Here is a 25,997-nt window from a genome sequence, read left to right on the forward strand (position 1 = left end):
GAAGATGTAACGGGGCTCAAACCATACACCGAAGCTACGGGTATCACGCAAGTGATGCGGTAGAGGAGCGTTCTGTAAGCCTGTGAAGGTGAGTTGAGAAGCTTGCTGGAGGTATCAGAAGTGCGAATGCTGACATGAGTAACGACAATGGGTGTGAAAAACACCCACGCCGAAAGACCAAGGTTTCCTGCGCAACGTTAATCGACGCAGGGTTAGTCGGTCCCTAAGGCGAGGCTGAAAAGCGTAGTCGATGGAAAACAGGTTAATATTCCTGTACTTCTGGTTATTGCGATGGAGGGACGGAGAAGGCTAGGCCAGCTTGGCGTTGGTTGTCCAAGTTTAAGGTGGTAGGCTGGAATCTTAGGTAAATCCGGGGTTCTAAGGCCGAGAGCTGATGACGAGTTGCCTTTAGGCGACGAAGTGGTTGATGCCATGCTTCCAAGAAAAGCTTCTAAGCTTCAGATAATCAGGAACCGTACCCCAAACCGACACAGGTGGTTGGGTAGAGAATACCAAGGCGCTTGAGAGAACTCGGGTGAAGGAACTAGGCAAAATGGCACCGTAACTTCGGGAGAAGGTGCGCCGGTGAGGGTGAAGGACTTGCTCCGTAAGCCCATGCCGGTCGAAGATACCAGGCCGCTGCGACTGTTTATTAAAAACACAGCACTCTGCAAACACGAAAGTGGACGTATAGGGTGTGACGCCTGCCCGGTGCCGGAAGGTTAATTGATGGGGTTAGCTAACGCGAAGCTCTTGATCGAAGCCCCGGTAAACGGCGGCCGTAACTATAACGGTCCTAAGGTAGCGAAATTCCTTGTCGGGTAAGTTCCGACCTGCACGAATGGCGTAACGATGGCGGCGCTGTCTCCACCCGAGACTCAGTGAAATTGAAATCGCTGTGAAGATGCAGTGTATCCGCGGCTAGACGGAAAGACCCCGTGAACCTTTACTATAGCTTTGCACTGGACTTTGAATTTGCTTGTGTAGGATAGGTGGGAGGCTTTGAAGCGTGGACGCCAGTTCGCGTGGAGCCATCCTTGAAATACCACCCTGGCAACTTTGAGGTTCTAACTCAGGTCCGTTATCCGGATCGAGGACAGTGTATGGTGGGTAGTTTGACTGGGGCGGTCTCCTCCTAAAGAGTAACGGAGGAGTACGAAGGTGCGCTCAGACCGGTCGGAAATCGGTCGTAGAGTATAAAGGCAAAAGCGCGCTTGACTGCGAGACAGACACGTCGAGCAGGTACGAAAGTAGGTCTTAGTGATCCGGTGGTTCTGTATGGAAGGGCCATCGCTCAACGGATAAAAGGTACTCCGGGGATAACAGGCTGATACCGCCCAAGAGTTCATATCGACGGCGGTGTTTGGCACCTCGATGTCGGCTCATCACATCCTGGGGCTGAAGCCGGTCCCAAGGGTATGGCTGTTCGCCATTTAAAGTGGTACGCGAGCTGGGTTTAGAACGTCGTGAGACAGTTCGGTCCCTATCTGCCGTGGACGTTTGAGATTTGAGAGGGGCTGCTCCTAGTACGAGAGGACCGGAGTGGACGAACCTCTGGTGTTCCGGTTGTCACGCCAGTGGCATTGCCGGGTAGCTATGTTCGGAAAAGATAACCGCTGAAAGCATCTAAGCGGGAAACTTGCCTCAAGATGAGATCTCACTGGAACCTTGAGTTCCCTGAAGGGCCGTCGAAGACTACGACGTTGATAGGTTGGGTGTGTAAGCGCTGTGAGGCGTTGAGCTAACCAATACTAATTGCCCGTGAGGCTTGACCATATAACACCCAAGCAATCTGCAGACTCGAAAGAGACCAGATTGCGGTGTGTGAAGACGCAATGAACCGAAAGTTCGACGCTCACAAAGCACCGAAAACTATCCATACCCAATTTGCTGAAGCGAGGCCATTTGGTCACGAGTCAGTACCCGAATTTCTTGACGACCATAGAGCGTTGGAACCACCTGATCCCATCCCGAACTCAGAAGTGAAACGATGCATCGCCGATGGTAGTGTGGGGTTTCCCCATGTGAGAGTAGGTCATCGTCAAGATTAAATTCCGAAACCCCAATTGCGAAAGCAGTTGGGGTTTTGTTTTGCCTGCAGGAAAGTGCTCGGCGCAGGGGCCGACTGTCGCGATCGCAACCATTGAAGTGGCCGTGGACGCATCCTTGATGCACTCGTTTGCGTTATGCCCCCCGCATCACGCAGGTTTATCCGTGGAGCACCAGCGATTTCGCCCCAGCCGTTTCGCTTGATAAAGGCAGGTATCAGCCGACTTCAACAGCATGGCCGGCGTCACGGAGTCGTCAACCGGGTGGCGTGTGGTAACCCCTGCGCTCGCAGTCACGTAACGCAAGGGATGTCCGCTGTGTTCCAGTTCCAGCGAGCGGATAGTCTGAAGAATGTCTTCGGCGACTCGTATGGCGCCAGCGTTGTCGGTGTTGGGTAGCAACACGGTGAACTCCTCTCCGCCGTAGCGCACAGCGAGGTCGCCCGGGCGTTTGACCGCTTGCTGGATCGCACGTCCGACAGCGTTGAGGCAATCGTCGCCAGCAGCGTGGCCATAGCGGTCGTTGTAGCGTTTGAAGTAATCGACATCGAGCATGATCAACGACAACGGTGTGCCCTGGCGCCGGGTCAGGCGGATTTCATCCGAGAGTGCGGCGTCCAGACGTCGGCGATTGCCAAGGCCGGTCAGGCTGTCGGTCAGTGCCATGTCGCGCATGGCTTGATGGGCGGAACGAATTTCCCGTTCCATCGCAATTCGCTGACGCAATTGACTCAGGACGATCAGACCGAAACCGGCGAGTACCAGAATCAGAAAAATCAGCACAAAGCCGTTTTTCAGCAGATCCCGTCGCCATGGTGCTGTGATCGAGTCCTTGGACAACCCCGCTTCGACCACCAGTGGATAAGTGGTCAAGGCACGATAGCCATACAGACGCTCCGTGTCATCGACCACCGCCCGGATCTGGGCAATACCTTCGTTGGAGCTGGGCAGGTAGGTCTTGAAGATCTCGCTGTTTGCCAGACTCTTGCCAACTACCGATGCGATAAAGGGACGGCGGACCAGGATCGTGCCGTCGCGCATGGCCAGCACCAGTGCGCCTTTGTCATCGATGCGGAAGTCGCCGTAATAGTCGACGAAGTAACTGACCTTGACCGTCCCCAGCAGCACGCCCGCGAACGAACCATCGGGGTTGTTCAAACGGCGGGAGATAGGAATGATCAAGTCATGAGTGGAGCGGCTCTCGACCACTTGACCGATCCGTACCTGCCGATCGTCATGGGTGCGGTGGTACTGGAAGTAATCACGGTCGGCGTTGTTGGCCATTTCCGGCGTGACCTCCTTATCGGTCACGATCCAGTGGCCATCCGGGCCATAGATGAACAGGCCATGCAGCTGCGGCATGATCTTCGATTGCTGCACCAGCAGCTTGTGAATACGCGTAACGTCGAGATTTTGCAGGCCATCACCCTCGACACGTTCCGCCAGCCCTGCGGTGAGCACGTCGACCTGGCGAATGGTGTCTTCGGCGTGCTGGGCCGTGGCGCGGGCGAGGTTGGTCACCGAGTCCCGAGCAGAGGCGAATACCGAACGATAGTCCCGCCACGTTCGCCAGCTCTCGACCGCCAGAAAGGCCACGACAACCACCACCATGAAGCTGACGGTCAGCCGAAAGGTCGAGCCCGCCTTCACTTTTTTGCTGCGTCGCGCGTCGTTTGCAGTTGGCTCTTGAGAATTGCGTCCGAGCATCAACTTTTCCTTGGATGTCATTCTGAACGTAGTGCTGACAAACATTATGACAAGGATCGGCGGTAAGTTCGGACAGCGGCGTGATCGATACATCACTTTGAATGGATTGTCTCCTCTCAGTTGACGGTGAAACCCTTTACAGGCGATTTATCACGTCCAACCAAGTCATTAATCTGTGCCCATCTTGAACGCAACCCTACCTACACAACTAAAAAGAGATTCAACATGAGCACTGCAACTTACAACCGCTTGAACAAAGACGACGCCGTAGTTTTGCTGGTTGACCACCAGACCGGCCTGATTTCCCTGGTACAGGACTTCTCGCCGAACGAGTTCAAGAACAACGTCCTGGCCCTGGCCGACCTGGCGAAATTCTTCGAATTACCAACCATCCTCACTACCAGTTTCGAACAAGGCCCGAACGGCCCGCTCGTACCGGAACTCAAGGAAATGTTTCCGGACGCGCCGTACATTGCCCGCCCGGGCCAGATCAACGCCTGGGACAACGAAGACTTCGTCAAGGCAATCAAGGCCACCGGCCGCAAGCAGATCATCATTGCCGGTGTCGTGACCGACGTGTGCGTGGCGTTCCCGACCTTGTCGGCGCTGGCGGAAGGGTTTGACGTGTTCGTGGTGACCGATGCCTCCGGCACCTTCAACACCACCGTGCAGCAAGCTGCGTGGAACCGCATGACCCAGGCCGGCGCACAAATGATGAACTGGTTTTCGGTGGCCTGTGAGTTGCACCGCGACTGGCGTAACGACATCGAAGGCCTGGGCAATCTGCTGTCCCAGCGGATTCCAAACTATCGCAACCTGATGAATGGCTATGCGGCGCTGACGGCCCAGCAAAAATAAGGTAATGCCGAAAGATGAAAGCCTGCTCTGAAAAGCAGGCTTTCGTCGTTTACAGAGGAGCAGGAGGGGAGGTCTTCAGACCGTGACGACTACTTTTCCGATTTGTTGATTGGCCTCAAGGAAGCGATGCGCATCCTGAATGTCGTCCAGAGCGTAGGTCCGAGCCATGACCGGTTGCAGCGCGCCCGATGCCAGGCCGTCGACAATGAAGGCCTTTGCGCGGGCCAGTGTGGCCGGATCCGACACGATTTCCGAATAGAGGTAACCCTTGAGGGTCAGGCATTTACCCAGCACGGTGAACAACGGGAATGGTGTGGGTTCCGGGCTCAATGCGCCGTACTCCAGCAAGATGCCGCCGCGAGCCATGCTTTGGGTCAGCGGCTCGAACGAGGGGCCGCCCACTGGATCGAATACCACGCGCGCGCCTTTGCCGTCGGTCAACGCCATGACCACTGCCACCATGTCTTCTTCGTCGCTGACGATCACGTGCGCCGCGCCGGCATCCAGCAATGCCTGTTTCTTGGCACGAGTTCGGGTCACGGCGATCGAGGTAGCGCCCACCATCCGGGCGATCTGGAAGGCCGCGAGCCCGACGCTGCTGGAGGCGGCGGTGACGATCACGAAGTCATTTTTCTGAAGCTTCGCTTGTTCGACCAGTGCACCCCATGCGGTGACGTATTGCATCCAGGATGCGGCGGCCTGTTCGAAGGACAGATTCGAGGGATGCTTGACGGTGAGGCTTGCCGGTACGTTGGCCAGTTCGCCGTAGGTGCCCCAGCGGGCGATGTCCAGCGGCGGAATAACGCTCACAGCATCGCCGGCCCTGAATTCGCTGACGTTGGCACCGACCGCGACCACGACGCCGGCCGCTTCGTAACCGAGGCGGCTGGGAAACTCCGCTTCCTGCAAATAGGCGTGATTACGGAACATCACTTCGGCGCGATTCAGGCCGAAAGCTTTGACCTCGATCTGCACTTCGTCCGCTGCGGGTGCCGGAACATCAATGTTTTCCAGTTTCAGGACGCTCGCGTCACCGTATTCATGAATCCTGACAATGCGTGCCATGTGTACTTCCTCGGTTTTCGATGAATTGCACCTGTGTGATCCGGTGCCTTGGGCGCCAATTTAGTCTTTGGCCTGCTTCGGATAAAGGCCTAGGATGGCGCAACACTAGAAACAAAGAGTTTCCAATGGATCGCCTCACACTCATGGCCACCTTCGTCAAAGCGGTAGAGCTGGGTACCTTCAGTGCGGTGGCGGATGAGCTCAATCTGTCCCCGCAGATGGTCGGCAAACAGGTGAAGCTACTTGAGCAGCACCTGGGTGTTTCGCTGCTCAATCGCACCACTCGCAAGCAAAGCCTTACGGATTTTGGCCGTACGTTTTATCAGCGGGCGAAGATGATTCTGGCTGACATGGAAGCCGCCGAGGAAATGGCTGCCGTGACCCGTGGTGTGCCCAGTGGCCGACTGCGGATCAACGCGCCCGTGACTTTCGGTGTCAGTACACTGTCGCCGCGCCTACTGGAGTACATGGTCCGCTATCCGCAGGTGTCCGTGGATCTGGCGCTGTCGAACGAACTGGTGGATCTGGTGGACGGCGGATACGACGCGGTATTCCGCATTGGCGAACTGGCCGACAGCGGCTTGAAGGCGTTGCCCCTGATGCCTTATCAAATGGTGCTGTGTGCGGCACCGTCCTATCTCGCGCGGCGCCCGCCGATCGCGACACCCTGGGATCTTCAGGAACATGAATGCCTGGCGTTTGCCTATTCCGACGGGCGTTCCCACCTGAGATTCGAAGGCCCGGAAGGCTGCATCGACGTACCGATTAAAAGCCGATTGACGATTAATCAGGGCGATCCTCTCCTGGCCGGAGCGATAGCGGGGCTGGGCGTAGTGATGTTGCCGCTGGAACTGGTCAAGGATTCCCTGCGAAGCGGCACGCTGGTGAGTGTGTTGCCGCAATACAAGGTCCCGGTGTCGCCGATGAGTCTATTGTATTCGCCGGATCGGCGGCTGACGCCAAAGCTAAGAAGCTTTATTGATTTTGCACGGGGGTGTTCGGTTACGAAGGGCAGTAAACAAGCCTGTCTATTTGTGGGCCGCCTCGAGTCGAAAGCGGCCCACTGTCAGAAACGATCCAGCCGATAACGCTTGAGTGACGGCAGATGACAAGACTCACTTCGCATCGCTGGTGAAACCATCCCCCCAACCATCTCCGCCGTCACCGCCGCCTGTGTCAGCCCCAGATGCTGATGCCCAAACGCCAGCAACACTTTCCCGTCACACACACTATCGATCACCGGTAACGAATCCGGCAGCGACGGCCGGAATCCCATCCATGGCGTGGCTGCCTCCACATTCAATTCCTCTCGAAACAACCCCTTGCTCAGACGATGCAACTGCCAGGCCCGCGCCATGGTCGGTGGCGCTTTGAGCCCGGCGAACTCAACAGTGCCCGCCAATCGCAGTCCCTCGGACATCGGCGTCATGATGAATTTGCGCTCCAGCGAAGTGACCGGGAAGGGTAAACGATCGTGTTCTTGAGGCAGCATCAGGTGATAGCCGCGTTCGGTATCGAGCGGAACTCTTTTGCCGGTCAGTGCGGCGGTGAGTTTTGCCGAGTGAGCGCCACAGGCAATCAACACCTGACGAGCTGACAGCGTGCCGTTTTCGGTTATCAGGCTGACGCCGCCCTCCTGCAGTTGGCCGCCCTCGACCTGTTGTTTCACAAATTGCACGCCGCAGGCCTTGGCAGCGCTGGCCAGTTCAAACACCACCCGGTACGGATCGATGAAATGCCCGGTGTTCGGGAAAAATAGCCCGCCCTGTATCTTTTCGCTGAGTTGCGGTGCGGTTTCATGTACCGCCCCGGCCTGCCACCAATCAACCGGCACCTGTTGCTGTTGCATGCGTCGTTGCAATGCTTCGAGTGCAGGGCGCGAATCCTGCCGCTCGAAGACCAGCAAGGATCCTTCCACCTTCAAAAGGTCGAGGCGTCGGATGTCGTCGAGCAACCGGCGCCAGGCTTCGAGCGAACTTTCATTGAGCGCTCGCAGACCCGCCACGGTGCGCTGAAATGGCGCCGAGCGCAGATTCAGCAGCAGGCGAGTGAACCAGGGCAGGGCGCAGGGCAGGTATTTCCAGTCCAGGCGCAGCGGCCCCATCGGGTCCATGAGCATGGCCGGCAAGCGCTTGAGAATCGACAGATCGGCTATCGGAAACACCTGCTCGGTCGCCAGGTGCCCGGCATTGCCGAACGATGCGCCGTGGCCGGGCTCCTGCGGGTCGATCACGACCACCTGCAAACCCTGCCGCGCCAGACGCAGGGCGCAGGCAACGCCGATGATGCCGGCGCCGACCACGGCGATGTCATGGGTGATGTTCGGCATGGTTTCAGGCTTCCCTTTGGCCATCGAGCAGGCGTCGCAATGTCAGTGGATTGGCCTGTTTGAGCGCGGTGGGCAGCAAGGCGTCGGGGAAATCCTGATAGCAGACCGGGCGCAGGAAACGCTGGATCGCCGCCGTGCCGACCGACGTGGTGCGCGGATCGGACGTGGCCGGGAAAGGCCCGCCATGCACCATCGCGTCACAGACTTCGACCCCGGTCGGCCAGCCGTTGACCAGCAAGCGTCCGGCCTTGCGCTCCAAGGTCGGCAGTAATGAGCGGGCCTGATCCAGATCCGCGTCATCCAGATGCAGGGTGGCGGTCAGTTGACCTTCCAGGCGTTCGAGCACCTGACGGACTTCATCGTGGCCGGCGCATTGCACGACCAGAGACGCCGCGCCAAAAGCTTCGGCTTGCAGCGCGTGATCGGCGAGAAAGTCCGCAGCATCGGCGACAAAGACATGGGCCTGCCCCTGGTTCGGACCTGTTCCTCTCTGGCCGACCGCTGCAAGGCGTGCGCGCGGGTTTTCCGCCAATGCGTTCACGCTGGACTCGTAGGCATTGAAGATACCGGGCGTGAGCATGGTCTGGGCCGGGCTGCGCTGGATGAGCTCGGCCGCGGCGCCAATGAAGGTGTCCAGCGCCGGTCCCTTGAGGGCGATCACCAGGCCGGGATTGGTGCAGAACTGGCCGGCGCCCAGCGTGAGCGAGGCGACAAAACCTTCGGCCAGCGATTGCGAGCGATTGCGCAGCGCAACGGGAAACAGCAGAACCGGGTTGATCGAGCTCATTTCCGCATACACCGGAATCGGTTCGGGGCGAGCCTGAGCCGCTTTGATCAACGCGAGCCCGCCGCTGCGCGAACCGGTGAAACCGACGGCTTTGATGCGCGGATCGCTGACCAGCGCAATCCCGACTTCACGCCCGGAACCGTACAGCAACGAGAACACGCCCTCAGGCAGACCGCAGGCCTTGACGGCCCTAGCCACGGCGCGGCCGACCAGTTCGCTGGTGCCGGGGTGGGCGCCGTGGGCCTTGACGATCACCGGGCATCCGGCGGCCAGTGCTGAAGCGGTATCGCCGCCAGCGACGGAGAACGCCAGTGGAAAATTGCTCGCGCCGAACACCGCCACTGGCCCTAGCGCAATCTGACGCTGACGCAGATCCGAACGTGGCATCGGCTGACGCTGCGGTTGTGCGCTGTCAACGCGCACATCCAGCCATTCGCCGGCGCGTACGGTGCGGGCGAACAGTCGAAGTTGCTGACAGGTACGCCCACGTTCGCCCAGCAGACGAGGGCGCGGCAGGCCGGTTTCGGCCATGGCGCGGTCGATCAGCTCATCGCCGAGGGCTTCGATCTCGTGGGCGATGGTTTCGATAAATTCGGCGCGTGCGTCCAGCGCGGTTTCGCGGTAGCGGTCGAATGCGGCCCAGGCCAGTGCGCAGGCCTGTTCGACGTGCTCGGCGGAACCGCCAGCGTAAGCGGGCTCCAGCAGTGCGTCAGTGGCCGGGTTGATCCCCTGAATGACTTCGCGATCACCCGAGATAGTTTGCTGACCGATCAGCAGTTTGCCCGTAAGAGACATGGCATGTTCCTGAGAAGAAAGAAGGCCCGCCGCCGGTAATCACGGCGGGCTGAAACGAGGCTGCGGGTCAGGCGAAGTTCTGTTCTGCCGACCAGTTTTCGTACCAGTGACGGAACAGCGCGTACTGGGCTTCCGCGTAGCGACGCTGCGAGTCACTGAGGGCATCGGTCTCGTTGAAGTGCAGGGTGTATTCCTTGTCGCCGTTGAGCACCATCAGGTGTTTGTAATACAGCACCAGATCCGTGCCTTCGTCGAAGGACGACAGCACTGCCAGCGCCGATTCCAGCTCCCGTGCCTGGCGCCGGGCCTTGGCGTCTCCCTTGGCCGCCTGCTTGCTCAGGGCCACCAGTTGCAGCACTTCGCGGGGCAGGGCGTTGCCGATGCCGGTGATCGCGCCGGTGGCGTTGCAGTTGACGAAGCCGTGCACGACCTGGGTGTCGACACCGACCATCAGGGTCACGTCATCGTCCTTGGAGGTGATGTTTTCAGCGGCGTAGCGAAGGTCGGCGCCACCGCCGAATTCCTTGAAGCCGATCAGGTTTGGGTACTCGCGGCGCAGTTCGAAGAACAGGTCAGCGCGGGTCGCGAAACCGTAGTAAGGGCTGTTGTAGATCACTGCCGGCAGGTTCGGCGCGGCTTGCAGAATCGCGGCGAAGTGCGCCTTCTGCGCGGCGAGCGAAGCGCCACGGGACAGCACCCGTGGAATAACCATCAAACCCTGAGCGCCGACTTTGGCCGCATGGGCCGCGTGGGACACCGCTTCACGGGTGTTGATGGCGCCAGTACCGACGATGGTCGGAATCCCGGCAGCCACCAGCCGCGCCACGCCTTCCTGACGCTCGGCTTCAGTGAGCAGCGGCCAGTCGCCCATGGAGCCGCAATACACGACAGCGCTCATGCCGATATCGATCAGCTCGCGACCCTTGGCCACCAACGCATCGAAGTCCGGTTTGCGTGCGGCGGTGCACGGGGTCATCAGGGCGGGCATGCAGCCGGTGAAGATGTTGTCGCTCATTATTGTTCTCCTTGGAACGGTCATTCAGATAGGTATGGAAAAGCAGCGCGGCGGCTCAGATGCCCCACGCGAACGGATCTTCTTCGTCGATCAGCAGCGTGCTGTCGGCGGTCATGTAGGCGCGGCCGGTGATGAACGGGCGCACGCGTTTACCTTCCCATTCGAAGCGGCCTTCGAACTGGCTACCGGTGATGCTGGCCTGCACCCAGCGCTGGCCGGGCTGAAGTTTTTCGTCGGCGGCCAGGCAGGCGAGTTTGGCGCTGGTACCGGTGCCGCACGGTGAGCGGTCGTAGGCTTTGCCGGGGCACATGACGAAGTTGCGGCTGTCGGCGTTGTTGTCATCGGCGAACAGTTCGACGTGGTCAATGATTGCGCCGTCCTCGCCATGGATGCCTTGGTCTTCGAGGGCCTTGAGCATTTTCCAGGTGAAGTCGGTCAGGGTTTCGACGTTGTCCATCGTCAGCGTCTGGCCGTGCTCCGACACCAGGAAAAACCAGTTGCCGCCGTAGGCAACGTCACCGAGGAAGCGGCCGTATCCCGGCACTTCCACCGCCACCTGTTTGCGTGAGCGATAGGCGGGCACGTTGCCCAGAGTCACGGCGCTGTCCTCATGCAACGTCGCGCTGACCGGGCCGACCGGTGTGTCGATCTTGTGCACGCCCGGGGCGATCAACCCCAGATGCTGCAAGGAGGCGATCAGGCCGATGGTGCCGTGGCCGCACATGCCCAGATAACCGGCGTTGTTGAAGAAGATCACCCCGCAAGTGGCGTCCGGCGATACCGGCTCGCAATACAACGCGCCCACCAGCACATCGTTGCCGCGCGGTTCCAGCAGGCAGGCCCGGCGCCAGCGGTCGTGCTGGTTGCGCAGGGCATCGCGCTTTTCGGCCATGGTGTTGCCGGGCAGATCGGGGAAACCCTTCATCACCAGGCGCGTGGGTTCACCGCCTGTGTGGGAATCAATGACGTGTACGCGTTTCATGTTCGTGTCCCTTCAAGAGGTTTCAATAAGCGCCGGCAGCGCGCGGGTTGGCAGCGGAGGCCGGGGACGTCGAAGCGACTTCGCTTTCATCCTCTTCGGACTCCAGACGCAGCAGGTGCGACGGCACACCGGTGGCGGCGCCCCAGTAGTAAATGCCGGTGGCGAAAGCGGCGACGACCAGCGTGTCGAAAGGGTGGGCGAGGATGCCGAGGCCACCGAAAGTGCCGAGTTTCGACAGGACGATGGTCACGGCGTAGAAGGCGATCAGCCACGCGGATGAGCGCACTTGATGGGCAAGGCTCAGATGTCTGGTCGGTACGAAACGACCACACAGCAGGTACACGACAAACATCAGGATCTGCAGGCCGAGCAACCAGGAGACGGTGTCCCACCCGGACCAGTAAACGATCAGCGCAGCGATGATGAACGACACCGGCCCCAGCACGCCCATGCACTTGACCCGGAACGGGCGCGGCATGTCCGGCGCATTGCGACGCAGCGCGGCGACGGTCACGGGCGCCACGGCGTAGCTCAACACCAGTGCGGCGGACACCACGTTGATCAGCGCTTCCCAGGACGGAAACGGCAGAGTCCAGAACACCGACAGGGCAAAGGTCAGCCACAGCGCCGGGCGCGGGATGCCGGACTTTTCATCGATGCGGGTGAACACCTTGAAGAAGGTGCCGGTCTGCGCCCAGCCGTAGATCACGCGAGGCGTGGCGTTCATGTAGATGTTGCCGCAGCCGCTGGGCGAGATCACCGCGTCGGCCACCACCAGATAGGCCAGCCAGCCCACGCCGAGCGCCAGGGCAATGTCGCGATACGGCAGGGCGAACTCCTTGGAAACCCCGGCCCAGCCATTGGCGAGCAATTCAGTCGGGATGCCGCCGAGGAACGCCGTTTGCAGCAGCACGTAGATTGCAGTCGACAGCAGCACCGACAGGATCAGCGCAATGGGAATCGTGCGTTGTGGATTTTTCACTTCGCTGGCCACCGAGATGATCGGGGTCAGGCCGAGGTAGGCGAAGATCACACCGCCAGCGGAAACGGCCATCTCGATGCCCGAGAGCCCGAAGGGTGCGAAACCCTGAACCTGAAAGTTCTCCGGTTTGAAGAAGGTGAACAGCACACCGATCACCAGCAGCGGCACGATGAACTTGAACACACTCACCAGGTTGTTGGCCTTGGCGAAGGTTTTCACGCTGCGGTAGTTGAGCAGGAAGAACACGCAGAGCAGACCGAACTGCACCAGCCAGCCCAGCACTGTCGGATCACCACTGCCGGCTTTGGTCAGGCCGGGAAACCACGCCGCCGCATATTGGCGCGAGGCGACCACTTCGATCGCCACCAGACTGGAAAACGCGATCAGTGTGATGAAACCCATCAGATAACCGAGCAGCGGCCCGTGGCTATAGACCGGGTAGCGAACCACACCGCCGGCCCGGGGCAGGGCAGCGCCCAGTTCGCAGTAGACGATGCCCAGCAGCAATACGGCGAAACCGCCCAGCAGCCAGGAAAAAATCCCCGCCGGCCCGGCAATCGCGGAAACGTGACTGGCCGCGAACAGCCACCCCGACCCGAAGATCGCTCCGAGCCCGATAAACGTGAGGTCGATCAATGAAAGCTGTTTTTTGAACTTGCCTTGGCCTGACATGGCGTCGCCTTCTTGTGAGTTATTGGATAGGCAGGTGTATGTCACTGGGACGGGCCAACATTGAACTCATCGGTGGTCGGGCGATTGATGTTTTGCGCAAGACTGGATGACGAAATCAGCACAATTGCGCTGAACGACGGCAGACCTCGACAGGCCGTGGGCGTTGCTGCACTCTGCACGCGAACGCCGTATGGCGGGCCGTTGGCCGATTCACCCGCGAAGGAAAACACCGACGATGCAGAACGCATTTGCGCGCCTGTGCGAGGGCGATGAACACAATCGCCCCCAGACCCTCGAAGCCCTGGTGGCAGGAGTTGCCGCGCTGTTGCCGATGCTGGACGTGATTCCGAATGCGGTGATTTTCATCAAGGATCCAGACGCGCGTTACGCCCTGGCCAACCGCACCCTGGTGCAGCGCTGCGGGTTGAAAGACCTGAAGCCGTTGCTCGGCAAAACCAGTGCGCAGGTATTCCCGGCGCAACTGGGGCCGGGCTACACCGAGCAGGATCGCCGGGTGCTGGAAGAGGGATGGGTGCTGGAGGATCAGCTGGAATTGCATCTGTACGGCAGTCGCGAACCGGGCTGGTGCCTGACCCATAAGCGACCGTTGTACAACCGCGATGGCGCGATCATCGGCCTGGCGGGGATTTCGGTGGATCTGCAATCGGCCAGCGAAACCCACCCGGCCTTCGAACGTCTGGCCGCCGTCGACGAGCACATTCGCGCGCATTTCAATCGGCGGGTGACGCTGGGGGAACTGACCCGGATCGCCGGTATTTCCGTGGCGCAGCTGGAGCGCTACTGCAAGCGGGTGTTCCATCTGACGCCCCGGCAGATGATCCAGAAAGTACGGCTGGAGCATGCCCATCGCTTGTTGCACACCGACCTGCCGATCACCGACGTCGCCCTGCAGTGCGGCTACACCGACCACAGCGCCTTCACTCGCCAATTCAAGGCCTCGACCGGCTTCACGCCGCGTCAGTACCGGCAGGCGACGGAGCAATGAACGGTTCCCGGGGCATTGCGGATAAACTGAGCCCGTCAGTCCCAAGTTGCGCAGGTAAAACGAGATGAACCGGATACAGATACGCCATTGCGCGTATTTTCTTTGCGCGATCATGCTGACGTTGACGACAGGCTGCTCCAGCAAGGCTCGCTATGCGACCGTGGGTGATCGCTGTTACGCCAAAGCGGTGCCGACGATGGGCGAGGGTGGCCTGGCCTGGGGACAGACCCTGGGCCAGGCACAGAAAAAATCCATGGATAACTGCATGCGCTACGCAGGCCGCTCCGGCGGTACGCCCGGTACCTGCCAGGTGGTGTTGGCCAAGTGCAAGTGAATACCCAGTCAGACCGGTATATCTGATTTCACATAAGCAACATGTTCTTCACGACATGGGCGAGGCCGGCGCGAATCTCTAGCATGGATTTCGCACTCGTCGTCCGCAGGCCAACAACACATCCAACAGCCTGCGGATGCGCACCCCTTCGGTGCCTTTTCCACGTCAAGGAGAACTCACATGTCCACGGCCGCAATAGCCTGCCAGTCCGTTACCTGGAACCCGATCACCAAGAGCAGCACCTTCACCGCACAAGACCGCGAGACGCTCAGCAAGCACTGGCACCCCGTGGCCTTTTCGGCAGACGTGACCGACAAACCCTATGCCGTCACGCTGCTGGACGAGCCGGTCGTACTCTACCGGGCCGGCGGGAAACTGAACGCCGCCCGGGATATTTGCAGTCATCGCGGCGCGCCACTGAGCAAAGGTTGGGTGAAGGGCGAAAACATCATCTGCCCGTATCACGGCCTGCACTTCGGCACCGATGGTCGCTGCACGCACATCCCGTCGGAGCCCAATGCCAATCTCACCGAACGCCATCGCATCCAGATGTACGCGACCCGTGAAGACTTCGGTCTGATCTGGGTGCTGATGTCTGGCACCAGTGCGCCGTTCGCTGAAATGCCGTCCTGGGCCGATGACAGCTTTCAGCGCATCCTGCCGCCGTCCATCGACATCGCGGCTTCTGCCGGCCGGCAAGTGGAAGGGTTTATCGATGTCGCGCACTTTGCGTGGATTCACCACGAGGCTTTTGCCGAGCGCGACAACCCGGTGGTGCCGACCTACAAGGCCGAGGTCACGCCGTACGGGGTCCACGCCGAGTACATCAGCAACGTCAGCAATTTCCCCAAGAGTCTGCAGCATCGCGCGCCGGAAGGTTTTCTCTGGAACCGCACCTTCGATGTCTTCGCGCCGTTCACTGCGCGCCTGACCGTCAACTTCCCCGAGCCGGAACACCGCTTGGTGATTCTGAATGCGGCCAGCCCGATCTCGGCGCGCAAGACCCGCATGTTCTGCGCCATCACCCGCAACTTCGACAAGGAGATGCCGCTGGAAGACGTTTACGCGTTCAACCAGCAAGTCTTCGAAGAAGATCGCGACATCGTCGAGCTGTGCCGCCCGGAAGACTTGCCGCTGGATCTGTCGCTGGAAATCCACATTCCTGCCGACCGCTCTTCCACTGCCTACCGTCGCGCCTTGAGTGCGCTCGGCCTGGGACGCGCTTTCACCAGCTGATTCAGCCGCTGCGTATCGATTGACTGGAGGATCGACCATGTTCAAGTGGGAATGTCTTGTGTGCGGCTTCATTTACGACGAAGCCGTGGGAATACCTGAGCACGATATCCCGGCCGGGACTCGCTGGGAGGACGTGCCGGAGAGCTGGTATTGCCCGGAGTGCGGGGTAGGGAAGGCTGACTTTCAGATGATCCAGGTCGGGCAGAGTGCAGAGCCGAACTGCGTGCCGGAGCAATCCGACCCGGTGATCATTCTGGGTTCGGGGCTGGCTGGCTACACCGTGGCGCGCGAGCTGCGCAAGCTGGATAGCGACACGCCAATCCAGATCGTCACCCGCGACGGCGGCGAGTTTTACTCAAAACCGGCGCTGTCCAACGCCTTCCAGACCGGGCGTTTGCCGGAGCAACTGGTGACCTTCAGCGCCGAGCAGATGGCGGCGCAACTGCAAGCGCAGATCAGAACGCACGCGTCAGTAGAACGAATCGACACCGATGCCCGGTCGATCTGCATCGACGGCCAACCACTTCGCTACCGCGCACTGGTGCTGGCGCTCGGGGCCGATGCGCGTCGCCCCGCGCTGCAAGGCGATGGGGTGGACGCCATCATCACGGTGAACGACCTGGAAGATTATCGGCGCCTGCGTCAGCAGATCAGCGCTGATAGCCGGATCGCCATTCTGGGCGGCGGGCTGATCGGTTGCGAGTTCGCCAATGATCTGCGGCATGCCGGTCATGAAGTGTCGGTTGTCGACCGGGCCACCTGGCCGTTGAGTCGCCTGCTGCCTTCGGAGGCCGGAGAGGAAATGGCCAATGCGCTGGCGTCGATTGGCGTGCGCCTGGAGCTCGGCAATGCACCGGTTGCAGTTAACCGCGCCGGGCAGGGGTATGCGTTGCAACTGGCCGATGGCCGCGTGCTGGAAGCGGATTATGTGTTGAGTGCCATTGGCCTCGAACCCCGCGTCGATCTGGCGCGGGCGGCAGGTATTCGGGTTGCCGGCGGTATTGTCACTGACGCTTATTTGCGAGCGAGCGCCGACAACGTTTACGCCTTGGGCGATTGCGCGCAAGTCCATGACCTGGTGCTGCCCTATGTGATGCCGATCATGTTGCAGGCCCGGTCGCTGGCCCAGACCCTGGCGGGTCAGCCGACGCCGGTCGCTTATCCCGCCATGCCGGTGACGATCAAGACAAGTGTCTTGCCGACCATTGTGGCGTCGCCGATGAGCACCGAGGGAGAGTGGTCGACCGAGTGGGCGGGGCGCTGTGACAAAGGCATTGCTCACGTGAAATCCATTTACCTGGATCAGCAGAGCCAAATGCAGGGATTCGTCCTGATGGGTGGTGCGGTCCATGAAAAAGCCGAGTTGCTGAAAAGGCTGCCGGACTGGCGGTAGCACTGCACGTGAACCCTCGCATGGACGCGAAAATGAATAGCGCTATATCATCTGGTATATAGCGCTACATCAATCCGTCCACCGGAAAAGAGGTTGCTGTGTCCAACGCTTTGCCCAACTGCGATGTCCAGCTGATCCGCACGCTCTACACGTTGCTGACGGAGTGCAGTGTGTCGCGTACGGCCGAGCTGCTCGGGCAGACTCAACCGGCGATCAGCGTGGCGTTGCGCAGGCTGCGCGAGCTGACCGGCGATCAGTTGCTGGTGCGCAGCGGCAGCCGGATGGTGCTGACCGCGCACGGCCTCACCTTGATCGAGCCCGTTTCGCAGGCTCTGAACGGTATCGAGCAGATCCTGCACCCGATCGACCTGTTCGATCCCGCCACCACCCGACAGACCTTTCGCATCAGCACGCCGGATTACCTGAGTGTGTTTTTCGTGCCCGCCATCATCGAGCGTTTTTATGCGCAAGCCCCGTTCGCCACGCTGGAGCTCAAGCACCTGCAAGCCGAGGGCGGCTACTCCCGTGGGCTGGAGGACGGTTTTCTCGATCTGGTGATCGGCAACTGGCGAACGCCGGCCGAGCATCTTCATCTGCAACCCCTGTGCGACGATGATCTGGTTTGTCTGATGCGTGAGGAGCATCCGATTGCACGGGGTGGGCTGACCCCGGAAGCCTACGCGGAAGCGGATCACCTGGCGGTGATGACACACAATGCTTCCGGGCAGGGCACGATTGGCGCCGAACTGGCGAAAAGCGGCCTGGTCCGGCGTGTGAAAACGACTTTGCCGTACTTCTGCATTGCGCCTTACGTGCTGGTCAAATCGAACCTGGTGTTCACCACCACACGTTCGTTTGCCAAGCACTACACCGAATTGTTGCCGCTGCGGATCGAGCCGTTTCCGGTGCCGGCGCAGCCCTTGCGCTACTACCAGTTGTGGCATGCACGCAAACATCGTTCGCAGGCTTCGAAGTGGCTGCGCAGCGTGGTGCTGGCCGCAGCCAAGGCGATTGGCCCCGAGCCTTTGATGCCGATCAGTCAGGATCGCGGGTTCTAGTCTCGACAAAAAACAAAATCGCCATGTGTTTACTTCGTTCATTCATACGTCGCAGTTCTCACTGCCCGTAACTGTCTGTCTGGAGTTCTCTCGATGCCCTCGCTCAAAACACTGCCCGCTGCATTGCTGGGGCTGGCCCTTGCCTGTCCGGTCGAAGCCGAGTCTCAGGGCATGGAGTTGGGGCAGGTGTTGATCGGGGCTGAAGAACAGACGGGCGAAGACCTTTCGGTGGAAGAGGCCAAGTCCCGGCTTGCGCAAGTCCCCGGCGCTACCAATGTGGTCGATATGCGCGCTCCGTTGCAGGGGCGGGTGGCGAGTAATCAGGATGTATTGGCGTATCAGCCGGGCGTATATGCCCAGTCGGCGGGCAACGAAGGGGTGAAAATCTCGATTCGTGGCTCGGGCATCAATCGGGCTCCCGGCGCCCACGCGTCTGGGCTGTACACGATGCTCGACGGTCTGCCGCTGACCGGTCCCGGCGGCACGCCCTACGAGTTGCTGGAGCCACTGTGGCTCGACCATGTGGAAGTGTTGCGTGGTGCCAACGGTTTCGATCGTGGTGCGCTGGCCCTCGGCGGGGCGGTCGATTACGTCAGCCACACCGGCTACAACGCGCCGCTGCTGAATGTGCGTTACGTCATGGGCAGCCACGGTTATGCGCAACGGCAAGTCAGCTCGGGCCAGGTGCTGGGCGACTTCGATTACTACCTGTCGATGACCGATGCACACTCCGACGGTTATCAGGATCACACCGCCAGCAAGAGCCAGGGTGTGATCGCCAACTTCGGTTATCGCTTCAATCCGAATCTGGAAACCCGTTTCTACATCCGTCACCGCGAGACCGACAACGATCTTGCCGGGCGAGTGACCAAACACTCCATCGAACACGATCCGCGTGCGGCCAACCCGGCCTACGTGACGCGCAACGACAGCCGCGATCAACCCGGCAGCACCTTCATCGGCAACAAGACCACGTACTACATCGACGATGATTCGAGCATCCAGACCGGTCTGGTTTATCACGATTACCCGATGGATCTGCGTGAAGGCCCGAACCGTTTAAAGGTCGCATACACCGATGTCAGCGGCACGTTCGACTACAAACGCCGCGATACGCTTTGGGGGCTCGAAAGCCGCAGCACAGTTGGCCTGCGGGTGACCAAACACCTGCCTAACGACGGTGCCACTGAGTTGGTAAGGATTCCCACCGGCAACACCGCCGGTTATGCGCCGGGCACGCACATGCGCAACTTCACTTATCAAGGCTCGGACACCGTTCTGCACTTTGGCAATGATCTGGAGATCGCCGACGACCTGTGGCTGACCACGGGCCTTGCCGCGATCTACACCCGCCGCGAAAGTGCCGTGACCTACCCGGAAGGTGGCGGCAAGACCAGCCTCGGCGACTGGGACTACGCACCACGTCTGGGCCTGCGTTATCAGGTGACGCCGGACCTGCAACTGTTCGGCAACCTCAGCCGCTCGGTCGAAGCGCCGCATCCGTGGTCGCTGATCTACAGCTCCAACGTACGGTTCCCGGCCGGCAGCGGCGCCGCCACCGGCACCCAGCGCGATCCGGTCAAACTGCAGAACCAGACCGCGACCTCGCTGGAACTCGGTGGTCGTGGTAACAGCGCGCTCGGCGAATGGAGCCTGGCCTGGTACTACGCCCAGGTGCGCCACGAACTGCTTTCGGTGTTGCCGGATGCCAACGCGACTACCCCGTACGAACTCAACGCCAGCCCGACCGTGCACCAAGGCATTGAAGCCAGCCTGAACAGCAACCTGTGGTCGGCGAACGACGGCGGCAAGTTGAGCCTGCGTCAGGCTTACACCTTCAGCGACTTCCACTACCGCGATGACGACCGCTTCGGCGACAACCGCCTGCCGGGCCTGCCGATGCATTACTACCAGGGCGAACTGCGCTACGACTTTCCGCAGGGCTTCTTCGCGGCAGTCAACACGCAACTGGTGTCGAAAGTCGCGGTGGATTACGCCAACAGCTACTACGCCGACCCTTACGCCACCTTCGGCGCGACCCTGGGTTACAACGCACCCAAGGGCGACTGGCAGACCTGGCTGGACATGCGCAACCTGACCGACAAACACTACGCCGCTACCGTCACGCCGGGCTACGACGATAAAGGACTGGACGCCGCACGCTCGACGCCGGGCGAGGGCATGGCGATGTATGTCGGGGTGTCGTGGAGTCTGCTCTGAGGGCCAACCCTCAAACAATATCGTCGATCAGAATATGGCGCTGCCCGCGACTGCACTGCTCGATCCGCGCCTCGACCTTGTAGACCGTGCGCAGCATCGGCTCGGTGATGACCTCATGGCTCGGCCCGCTACCATGAGCCGTGCCACCAGCGATGACCAGCACCTGATCGGCAAAACGCAGCGCCTGATTCAAGTCGTGGATGGCGATGAACACGATCACCTCGCGGCGGCGCGCCAAGGCTTTCATGAAGTTCAGCACCTGCACCTGCCGGTGCATGTCGAGTGCGCTGGTGGGTTCGTCCATCAGCAGGATTTCCGGCTCGCGCACCAGGGTCTGGGCGATTGACACCAACTGTTGCTGGCCACCGCTCAGTTCACCCAGGTTGCGGAATGACAGTCCGGTGATCCCGAGCGCCTCGAGAATCTCGTCCACCAATTGCAATTCATCGTCGTGTACCGACCAGTTGGGCGTCAGTTGCTTGCGCGCCAGCAGCACTGATTCGTAAACCGTAAGCCGGGCGCTGGCGTTCAGGCCCTGGGGCATGTAACTGATGCCTTGCGTACCTTTTTTCGAACCTTCCAGAATCACTTCGCCCGGACCGTCGATCAGCCCGGCCATGCGTTTGAACAACGTCGATTTGCCCGCCGCATTGGGCCCGACTACCGCCACCACTTGGCCTCCAGTGAAGGTCGCGGTGCTCACGCCTGAGATGATCTCGCGCTGGCCATAACCGGCCCCGAGGTTTTCGAGCCGCAGCTTCACCATGAGTTTTTCTTCCCGTTGAGAATCAGAGAAATGAAGAACGGCACGCCGATCAGCGACGTGACCACGCCAATGGGGAATATCGCCCCCGGGATCAGGGTCTTGCTGACCACCGAACTGGCAGACAGGATCAGCGCACCGGTCAGCAACGAGGCCGGCAGGAAAAACCGTTGATCCTCACCGATCAGCATTCGTGCGATGTGCGGCCCGACCAGCCCGATAAAACCGATGGTGCCGACGAACGCCACCGGAAACGAGGCGAGCAGGCTGACCATGATCAGCGTCTGAAAACGCAGGCTGCGCACGTTGATGCCGAAGCTCGCGGCCTTGTCATCCCCCAGACGCAGGGCCGTCATCGCCCACGCGCGCTTGGCGAAAATCGGCAGGGTGATGAGGATCACCACGCAGATCACCCCGAGTTTCGGCCACGTGGCTTTGGTCAGGCTGCCCATGGTCCAGAACACCACGGCCGCCACGGCTTGCTCAGTGGCGAAGAACTGCACCAGCGCCAGCAGCGCATTGAAGGTAAACACCAGGGCGATACCGAGCAGCACGATGGTTTCAGCCGTCACCCCACGACGCATGCTCATAAAGTGGATCAGCAGCGCCGAGAGCATCGCCATGATGAACGCGTTGAGCGGCACCATGTATTGCGCCGCCAGCGGAAACAGCGCCACGCCGAAGGCCAGCCCCAGCGCCGCGCCGAAACCGGCCGCCGCAGAAATGCCGAGGGTGAAAGGGCTGGCGAGAGGGTTGTTGAGGATGGTCTGCATTTGCGCCCCGGCCAGCGAAAGCGCCGCGCCGACAGCGACCGCCATCAACGCCACCGGCAGACGGATGTCCCACATCACCACCCGAACCTGCGCCGAAGCTGTATCCGGTGAGAACAACGCTTCGAGCACTTCACCAAGGCTGTATTGCGCCGGGCCGAGGGCCAGGTCGAGCAGGACGCTGAAGATCAGCAGCACGGCCAGCCCGAGCAGGATCAGCCGCTTACGCAGCACCAGCCGCCGGTAGGTGACGCTTTGCACGATCGGTGCTTCACCCAGCGAGCTCATGGTTTGGCCTCGGTTTTTTGCAGGCTGACGAAATAGCCCGGTTCGTAAGGCACTGGCAAGAAGCGCTCGTGCAGCTCGCGAAACGCGGCATCCGGATCAAGATCGGCGAACAGTTCCGGGTGGAACCATTTGGCCAATTGCTGAATGGCCACGAACTGGTAAGGGCTGTTGTAGAACTGATGCCAGATCGCATGAAACGCCTGAGTTTTCTGCGCTTTGATGCCGGCGTAGGCCGGGCGCTGGGTGTACCAGGCCAGTTTGCGTCGGGCTTCGGCCAGGTCCGCGCCCGGGCCGACACCGACCCAATGGCCGCCCGGCGCAAAGGCCTCCCAGTCGGCGCTGGTGACCACGACATGGTCCGGATTGGCGACAATCACCTGCTCGGGGTTCAGTTGCCCGAACGTACTCGGAATGATCCGGCGGGCGATGTTATTGCCGCCGGCCATATCGACGAACAGGCCGAAGTTCTCGTTGCCGAAACTCAGGCAGCAGTCATCGGTGTAGCCGCCGATGCGCTCGATGAACACGCTGGGGCGGGCAGGGTGGTGTTTCTCGATCACATCGGTGACGCGATGGATCTGCTGGTTACGAAAGTCGATGAAGGCTTCGGCGCGTTCTTCCTTGCCGAACAACTTGCCGAACAGGCGCATGGTCGGCTCGGTGTTCTGCATGGGGTTGTTGCGAAAGTCGACGTACACCACCGGGATGCCGAGGGCGTCGAGTTTCTCGATGTAGCGCGCATCCTCGGTCGCATGCTGCGCTTCGATATTGAGGAAGATCACGTCAGGCTTCTGCGAGATTGCCTGCTCGATATCAAAGGTGCCGCTTTCGAAGCCGCCGAAGGTCGGGATTTTCGCGATATCGGGGAATTTGCGCAGGTAGGCGTTGTAGGTGTCCGGGTCGGACTGGATCAGGTCCTTGCGCCAGCCGACGATGCGTTCGATGGGGTTCTGCGTGTCCAGCGCAGCCACCAGATACAACTGGCGGCCTTCCCCCAGGATCACGCGACGGACCGGCAGGTGAACCTTGACCGTGCGGCCCTGCAAATCAGTCACGGTGCCCAGTGCCGGATCCGGTTCGGCAGCCCGTGCGCTGCCTGGCATCAGAGAAGAAATCGACAAACCCAGCAGCCCGGCGAACAACAGGGCGGCGAAGGTCTGGCGGCGGCGAAAAACATTAACCATGGTGTATGCCTTTGCAAAAGCCGGATCGGACCACGACGCCAGGCGCCGCACCGGGCCGGACGTTTCAGAAATCGACAGTGGCCGAGAGCAACAAGGTCCGAGGCGCGCCCTGGGAGAACGCGCCGTAAGAGGCGACGCCCGACCAGTATTCGCGGTCGAACACGTTCTGCACCGTGGCCCGGAACGTGGTCGGCCGTTCGGCGATGCGCGTGGCGTAGCGCGCACCGACGTCGAAGCGGGTCCAGTCATCCAGTTTCTGCGTGTTGGCCTGATCGACGTACTGGCTGCCGGTGTAGATGGCGCCGCTGGTCAGCGTCAGGCCTTCGACTTTCGGGACGTCCCACTCGGCCCAGAGGTTGGCCTGCACCTCTGGCACCCCCACGGGCTTGTTGCCGCGATTGGCGGCAACGCTGGTTCGGGTCAGCTCTCCGTCGAGCAGCGTCACGCCACCGAGCAGGCGAGTGCCAGGGGAGACTTCGCCCGCCATGTTCAGCTCCACCCCGCGGTTGCGTTGCTCGCCCTGGACCGAGAACACGCCCGAGGCCAGTTCACCGCTGGGTTTCTGTAACTGGAACAGGGCCAGGGTGGACATGAAGCTGCCGTAGTCGAGCTTGACCCCAAGCTCCTGCTGCCGGGAAACGTAGGGAGAAAAGATCTCGCCGGCATTCGAAGCGGCGGAAGGCGCAATGTCACCCTTGCTCAGGCCCTCGACGTAGTTGTAGTAGAACGCGACGTGATCCCAGGGTTTGACCACAACCCCGTACAGCGGCGTGGATCTGCTCTTGTCGTAGGAGGTGGTGACGAAGCCGGCCGCGTTGTAGTTGTCCGACTTGATGTTCTGCTGGCGCAATCCGGCCGTGACTTGCACGCGCTCGTCGAGTACCGACAGGGTGTCGGCAAGGGCCACGCCCGACAGTTCGCTTTGCGAGACTTTAGGTGTATCGGGTTTGGCGATTGCAGGCTTCGGGCGGTCGATCGGGTGGTAGATGTTGGACAGGATCGCCGGGCCGGAAATGATGCCCCGCGCCAGCTCATCGCGATAACGGGTGACTTGCAGGGCCATGCTGTGGCTGACCGGCCCGGTGTCGAAACGCAGGCGTGCCCCGGCATCGACGGTGTAGCGCTGGACTTCGAATTTGTAATAGCCGGGGATAGACGAGGTGTCGCCCGCTGCGTTGACGATGGTCGGCGTCTGGTCGGACATGCGCGCGACGTCCGATCGACCGCCACCGGCGTGGGCGAACAGCGTCAGGTTGTCGTTGAGGTCGTATTCGCCACCGAGCAACGCCGATTTGTCCCGGGTATCCGACCAGCCCCATTCCTGGCTGACGCTGGTACGCCCGTTGGCTGCCGACGGAATGTCCACGCCGGGGGCGATCAGGAATGGTCGGGAAGCGGCGTCGAATGATTCTTTCTGGTTGATCAGGTCCAGGGTAGTGCGCAGGCGCTCGCCCTGATAGTCGAGGGAAATCGCGCCGATACCGACCTCCCGTGACTGCTTTTCGATGGCGGTTTCGCCTTGCTGGATGCTGCCGTTGATCCTCACTCCAAACCGCCGTTCTTCACCGAAGCGGCGACTGATATCGAGATGGCCGCCAAGCTGGGTGTTCAAGGCGTAACTGGTGGTGAGTCGGGTCAGGTCTTCGTCCAGCGAACGTTTGGGCACCACGTTGATCACGCCGCCGACGCCACTGTTGGGCGACATGCCGTAGATCAGGGCGGCGGGGCCTTTGACCAGTTCGATGCGTTCGGCGTATTCGGTGAACACCCGGTAGTTGGAGGCCACGCCGTACACGCCGTCGAACGCCAGTTCACCGAGGTTGCCTTCGCCGACTGGAAAACCGCGAATGAAAAACGAATCGACAATGCCGCCGGCCTGTCCCGTGGAGCGCACCGAAGAGTCGCGTTCGAGCAAGTCACCGACCGTGACGGCCTGTTGGTCCTTGATCAGCGTCGAGGTGTAGCTGCTGACGCTGAACGGGGCGTCCATCGCGTCTCGGTTGCCGAGTATGCCGAGGCGCCCGCCACGAGCGATCTGGCCACCCTGCAGCACCGATGGCAAGCTGTCGGTGCGTTTTTCGGTGCCTTCGACCGTGGTGTCCGGCAAGGTGACCCGGCGCACCACCAGCGTCCAGGTGCCGTCGCTGCGGGCGACCATTTCCAGACCGCTGCCTTCCAGCAGCCGGGTCACGGCCTCCTGTATCGAGTAGTTGCCGGACAGGCCCGGGCTGACCAGCCCTTCGGTGATCGACGGCTGAAACGACAGGGCGATCCCGGCGTCCACGGCAAAACTCGACAGGGTCGCGCCAAGCGGCCCCGGGGCGATGTTGTAGGCTCGAACGGTGACCGCGTCCAGTTGCGCCGGTTCGGCAGCCAGCGCGAACGCACCGCCAGCCAGGCCCAGCACGACGCTGAGCAACACACTGCGTATAACGGGCTTTAGCAGACGATCCGGAAGCAAGGGTCGTGCAACGAGCATGAAGGGATGACCCTATGGACGAGGTG

General features: G+C 60.8%; 20 protein-coding genes and 2 rRNA genes (1 of these 22 only partly in view). 10 read left to right on the plus strand and 12 right to left on the minus strand.

Annotated features, from left to right (window positions below; translation table 11 throughout):
• Together R1A29_RS11190 and rrf are read left to right on the plus strand one after the other, a co-directional pair.
• Positions 1-1,776, plus strand: a 23S ribosomal RNA gene (locus tag R1A29_RS11190) (it extends 1,115 nt beyond the left edge of the window).
• A 155-nt stretch (positions 1,777-1,931) separates the two neighbouring features.
• A 5S ribosomal RNA gene (rrf, locus tag R1A29_RS11195) occupies positions 1,932-2,047 on the plus strand.
• 151 nt (positions 2,048-2,198) lie between these two features.
• Here rrf and R1A29_RS11200 read toward each other — a convergent pair.
• A complete protein-coding gene (locus tag R1A29_RS11200; protein WP_438301491.1) occupies positions 2,199-3,755 on the minus strand; it encodes a sensor domain-containing diguanylate cyclase in 1,557 nt (518 codons plus the stop codon).
• Between the two features lie 225 nt (positions 3,756-3,980).
• Between R1A29_RS11200 and ycaC the strand changes: the two genes are divergently transcribed.
• Positions 3,981-4,613, plus strand: coding sequence for an isochorismate family cysteine hydrolase YcaC (gene ycaC / locus R1A29_RS11205; RefSeq protein ID WP_169429988.1), 633 nt, complete (start codon positions 3,981-3,983; stop codon positions 4,611-4,613).
• Positions 4,614-4,688: 75 nt separating this feature from the next.
• Here ycaC and R1A29_RS11210 read toward each other — a convergent pair whose 3' ends face one another.
• Positions 4,689-5,678 carry a zinc-dependent alcohol dehydrogenase family protein gene (locus R1A29_RS11210; RefSeq protein WP_438301492.1) on the minus strand — a complete coding sequence of 330 codons (990 nt, stop codon included), beginning with the start codon at positions 5,676-5,678 and terminating at the stop codon, positions 4,689-4,691.
• A gap of 125 nt (positions 5,679-5,803) precedes the next feature.
• On the opposite strand from R1A29_RS11210, the gene R1A29_RS11215 reads away from it, so the two are divergent.
• Complete coding sequence (locus R1A29_RS11215) at positions 5,804-6,766, plus strand: LysR family transcriptional regulator (protein WP_438301493.1); 963 nt, start codon at positions 5,804-5,806, stop codon at positions 6,764-6,766.
• On the opposite strand, the gene R1A29_RS11220 is transcribed toward R1A29_RS11215, so the two are convergent.
• The 6 genes from R1A29_RS11220 to R1A29_RS11245 form a co-directional block, all read right to left on the minus strand.
• Positions 6,745-8,007, minus strand: coding sequence for an NAD(P)/FAD-dependent oxidoreductase (locus R1A29_RS11220; protein ID WP_438301494.1), 1,263 nt, complete (start codon positions 8,005-8,007; stop codon positions 6,745-6,747). The genes R1A29_RS11215 and R1A29_RS11220 overlap by 22 nt on opposite strands.
• Before the next feature lie 4 nt (positions 8,008-8,011).
• The gene (locus R1A29_RS11225) at positions 8,012-9,589 is read right to left on the minus strand and encodes an aldehyde dehydrogenase (NADP(+)) (protein WP_438301495.1); all 1,578 of its coding nucleotides are present in this window, start codon (positions 9,587-9,589) and stop codon (positions 8,012-8,014) included.
• Positions 9,590-9,656: 67 nt separating this feature from the next.
• Positions 9,657-10,604: a dihydrodipicolinate synthase family protein gene (locus tag R1A29_RS11230; protein ID WP_423205494.1), complete on the minus strand. Its 948-nt coding sequence runs from the start codon at positions 10,602-10,604 to the stop codon at positions 9,657-9,659.
• A gap of 55 nt (positions 10,605-10,659) precedes the next feature.
• A complete protein-coding gene (locus R1A29_RS11235; RefSeq protein ID WP_438301496.1) occupies positions 10,660-11,586 on the minus strand; it encodes a 4-hydroxyproline epimerase in 927 nt (308 codons plus the stop codon).
• A 22-nt stretch (positions 11,587-11,608) separates the two neighbouring features.
• Positions 11,609-13,240, minus strand: coding sequence for an APC family permease (locus tag R1A29_RS11240; RefSeq protein ID WP_134827150.1), 1,632 nt, complete (start codon positions 13,238-13,240; stop codon positions 11,609-11,611).
• Between the two features lie 41 nt (positions 13,241-13,281).
• A complete protein-coding gene (locus R1A29_RS11245; RefSeq protein WP_438301497.1) occupies positions 13,282-13,488 on the minus strand; it encodes a hypothetical protein in 207 nt (68 codons plus the stop codon).
• On the opposite strand from R1A29_RS11245, the gene R1A29_RS11250 reads away from it, so the two are divergent.
• From R1A29_RS11250 to R1A29_RS11275, 6 genes are all read left to right on the plus strand, one after another.
• Positions 13,476-14,246 (plus strand): helix-turn-helix domain-containing protein, encoded by a 771-nt coding sequence (locus tag R1A29_RS11250; protein ID WP_438301498.1) that lies wholly within the window; start codon positions 13,476-13,478, stop codon positions 14,244-14,246. The genes R1A29_RS11245 and R1A29_RS11250 overlap by 13 nt on opposite strands.
• Positions 14,247-14,310: 64 nt before the next feature.
• Entirely contained in the window at positions 14,311-14,580 is a 270-nt protein-coding gene (locus R1A29_RS11255; RefSeq protein WP_265814814.1) for a hypothetical protein, read from the plus strand.
• Positions 14,581-14,760: 180 nt separating this feature from the next.
• Entirely contained in the window at positions 14,761-15,816 is a 1,056-nt protein-coding gene (locus R1A29_RS11260; protein WP_438301499.1) for a Rieske 2Fe-2S domain-containing protein, read from the plus strand.
• A gap of 37 nt (positions 15,817-15,853) precedes the next feature.
• Entirely contained in the window at positions 15,854-17,209 is a 1,356-nt protein-coding gene (locus R1A29_RS11265; RefSeq protein ID WP_438301500.1) for an FAD-dependent oxidoreductase, read from the plus strand.
• 98 nt (positions 17,210-17,307) lie between these two features.
• Positions 17,308-18,267, plus strand: a complete 960-nt coding sequence (locus R1A29_RS11270) for a LysR family transcriptional regulator (protein WP_438301501.1) — start codon at positions 17,308-17,310, stop codon at positions 18,265-18,267.
• Between the two features lie 93 nt (positions 18,268-18,360).
• Positions 18,361-20,487, plus strand: a complete 2,127-nt coding sequence (locus R1A29_RS11275) for a TonB-dependent receptor family protein (RefSeq protein WP_438301502.1) — start codon at positions 18,361-18,363, stop codon at positions 20,485-20,487.
• 10 nt (positions 20,488-20,497) lie between these two features.
• Here the strand turns inward: R1A29_RS11275 and R1A29_RS11280 are convergent, their stop codons facing one another.
• The 4 genes from R1A29_RS11280 to R1A29_RS11295 all read right to left on the minus strand — a co-directional run bounded on the left by R1A29_RS11280 (position 20,498) and on the right by R1A29_RS11295 (position 25,971).
• Positions 20,498-21,253 (minus strand): ABC transporter ATP-binding protein, encoded by a 756-nt coding sequence (locus tag R1A29_RS11280; RefSeq protein WP_438301503.1) that lies wholly within the window; start codon positions 21,251-21,253, stop codon positions 20,498-20,500.
• On the minus strand, positions 21,247-22,308 hold the full coding sequence (locus tag R1A29_RS11285; RefSeq protein ID WP_265814808.1) for a FecCD family ABC transporter permease: 1,062 nt from the start codon (positions 22,306-22,308) through the stop codon (positions 21,247-21,249). The genes R1A29_RS11280 and R1A29_RS11285 overlap by 7 nt, the downstream gene beginning before the upstream one ends.
• Complete coding sequence (locus R1A29_RS11290; protein WP_438301504.1) at positions 22,305-23,492, minus strand: ABC transporter substrate-binding protein; 1,188 nt, start codon at positions 23,490-23,492, stop codon at positions 22,305-22,307. Before R1A29_RS11290 ends, R1A29_RS11285 begins: the two co-directional genes overlap by 4 nt.
• Before the next feature lie 64 nt (positions 23,493-23,556).
• Positions 23,557-25,971, minus strand: a complete 2,415-nt coding sequence (locus tag R1A29_RS11295; RefSeq protein ID WP_438301505.1) for a TonB-dependent siderophore receptor — start codon at positions 25,969-25,971, stop codon at positions 23,557-23,559.
• Positions 25,972-25,997 lie beyond the last annotated feature (26 nt).

Origin of the sequence: Pseudomonas sp. NMS19W (assembly GCF_051554255.1) — a bacterium.
GTDB lineage: Bacteria > Pseudomonadota > Gammaproteobacteria > Pseudomonadales > Pseudomonadaceae > Aquipseudomonas > Aquipseudomonas kribbensis.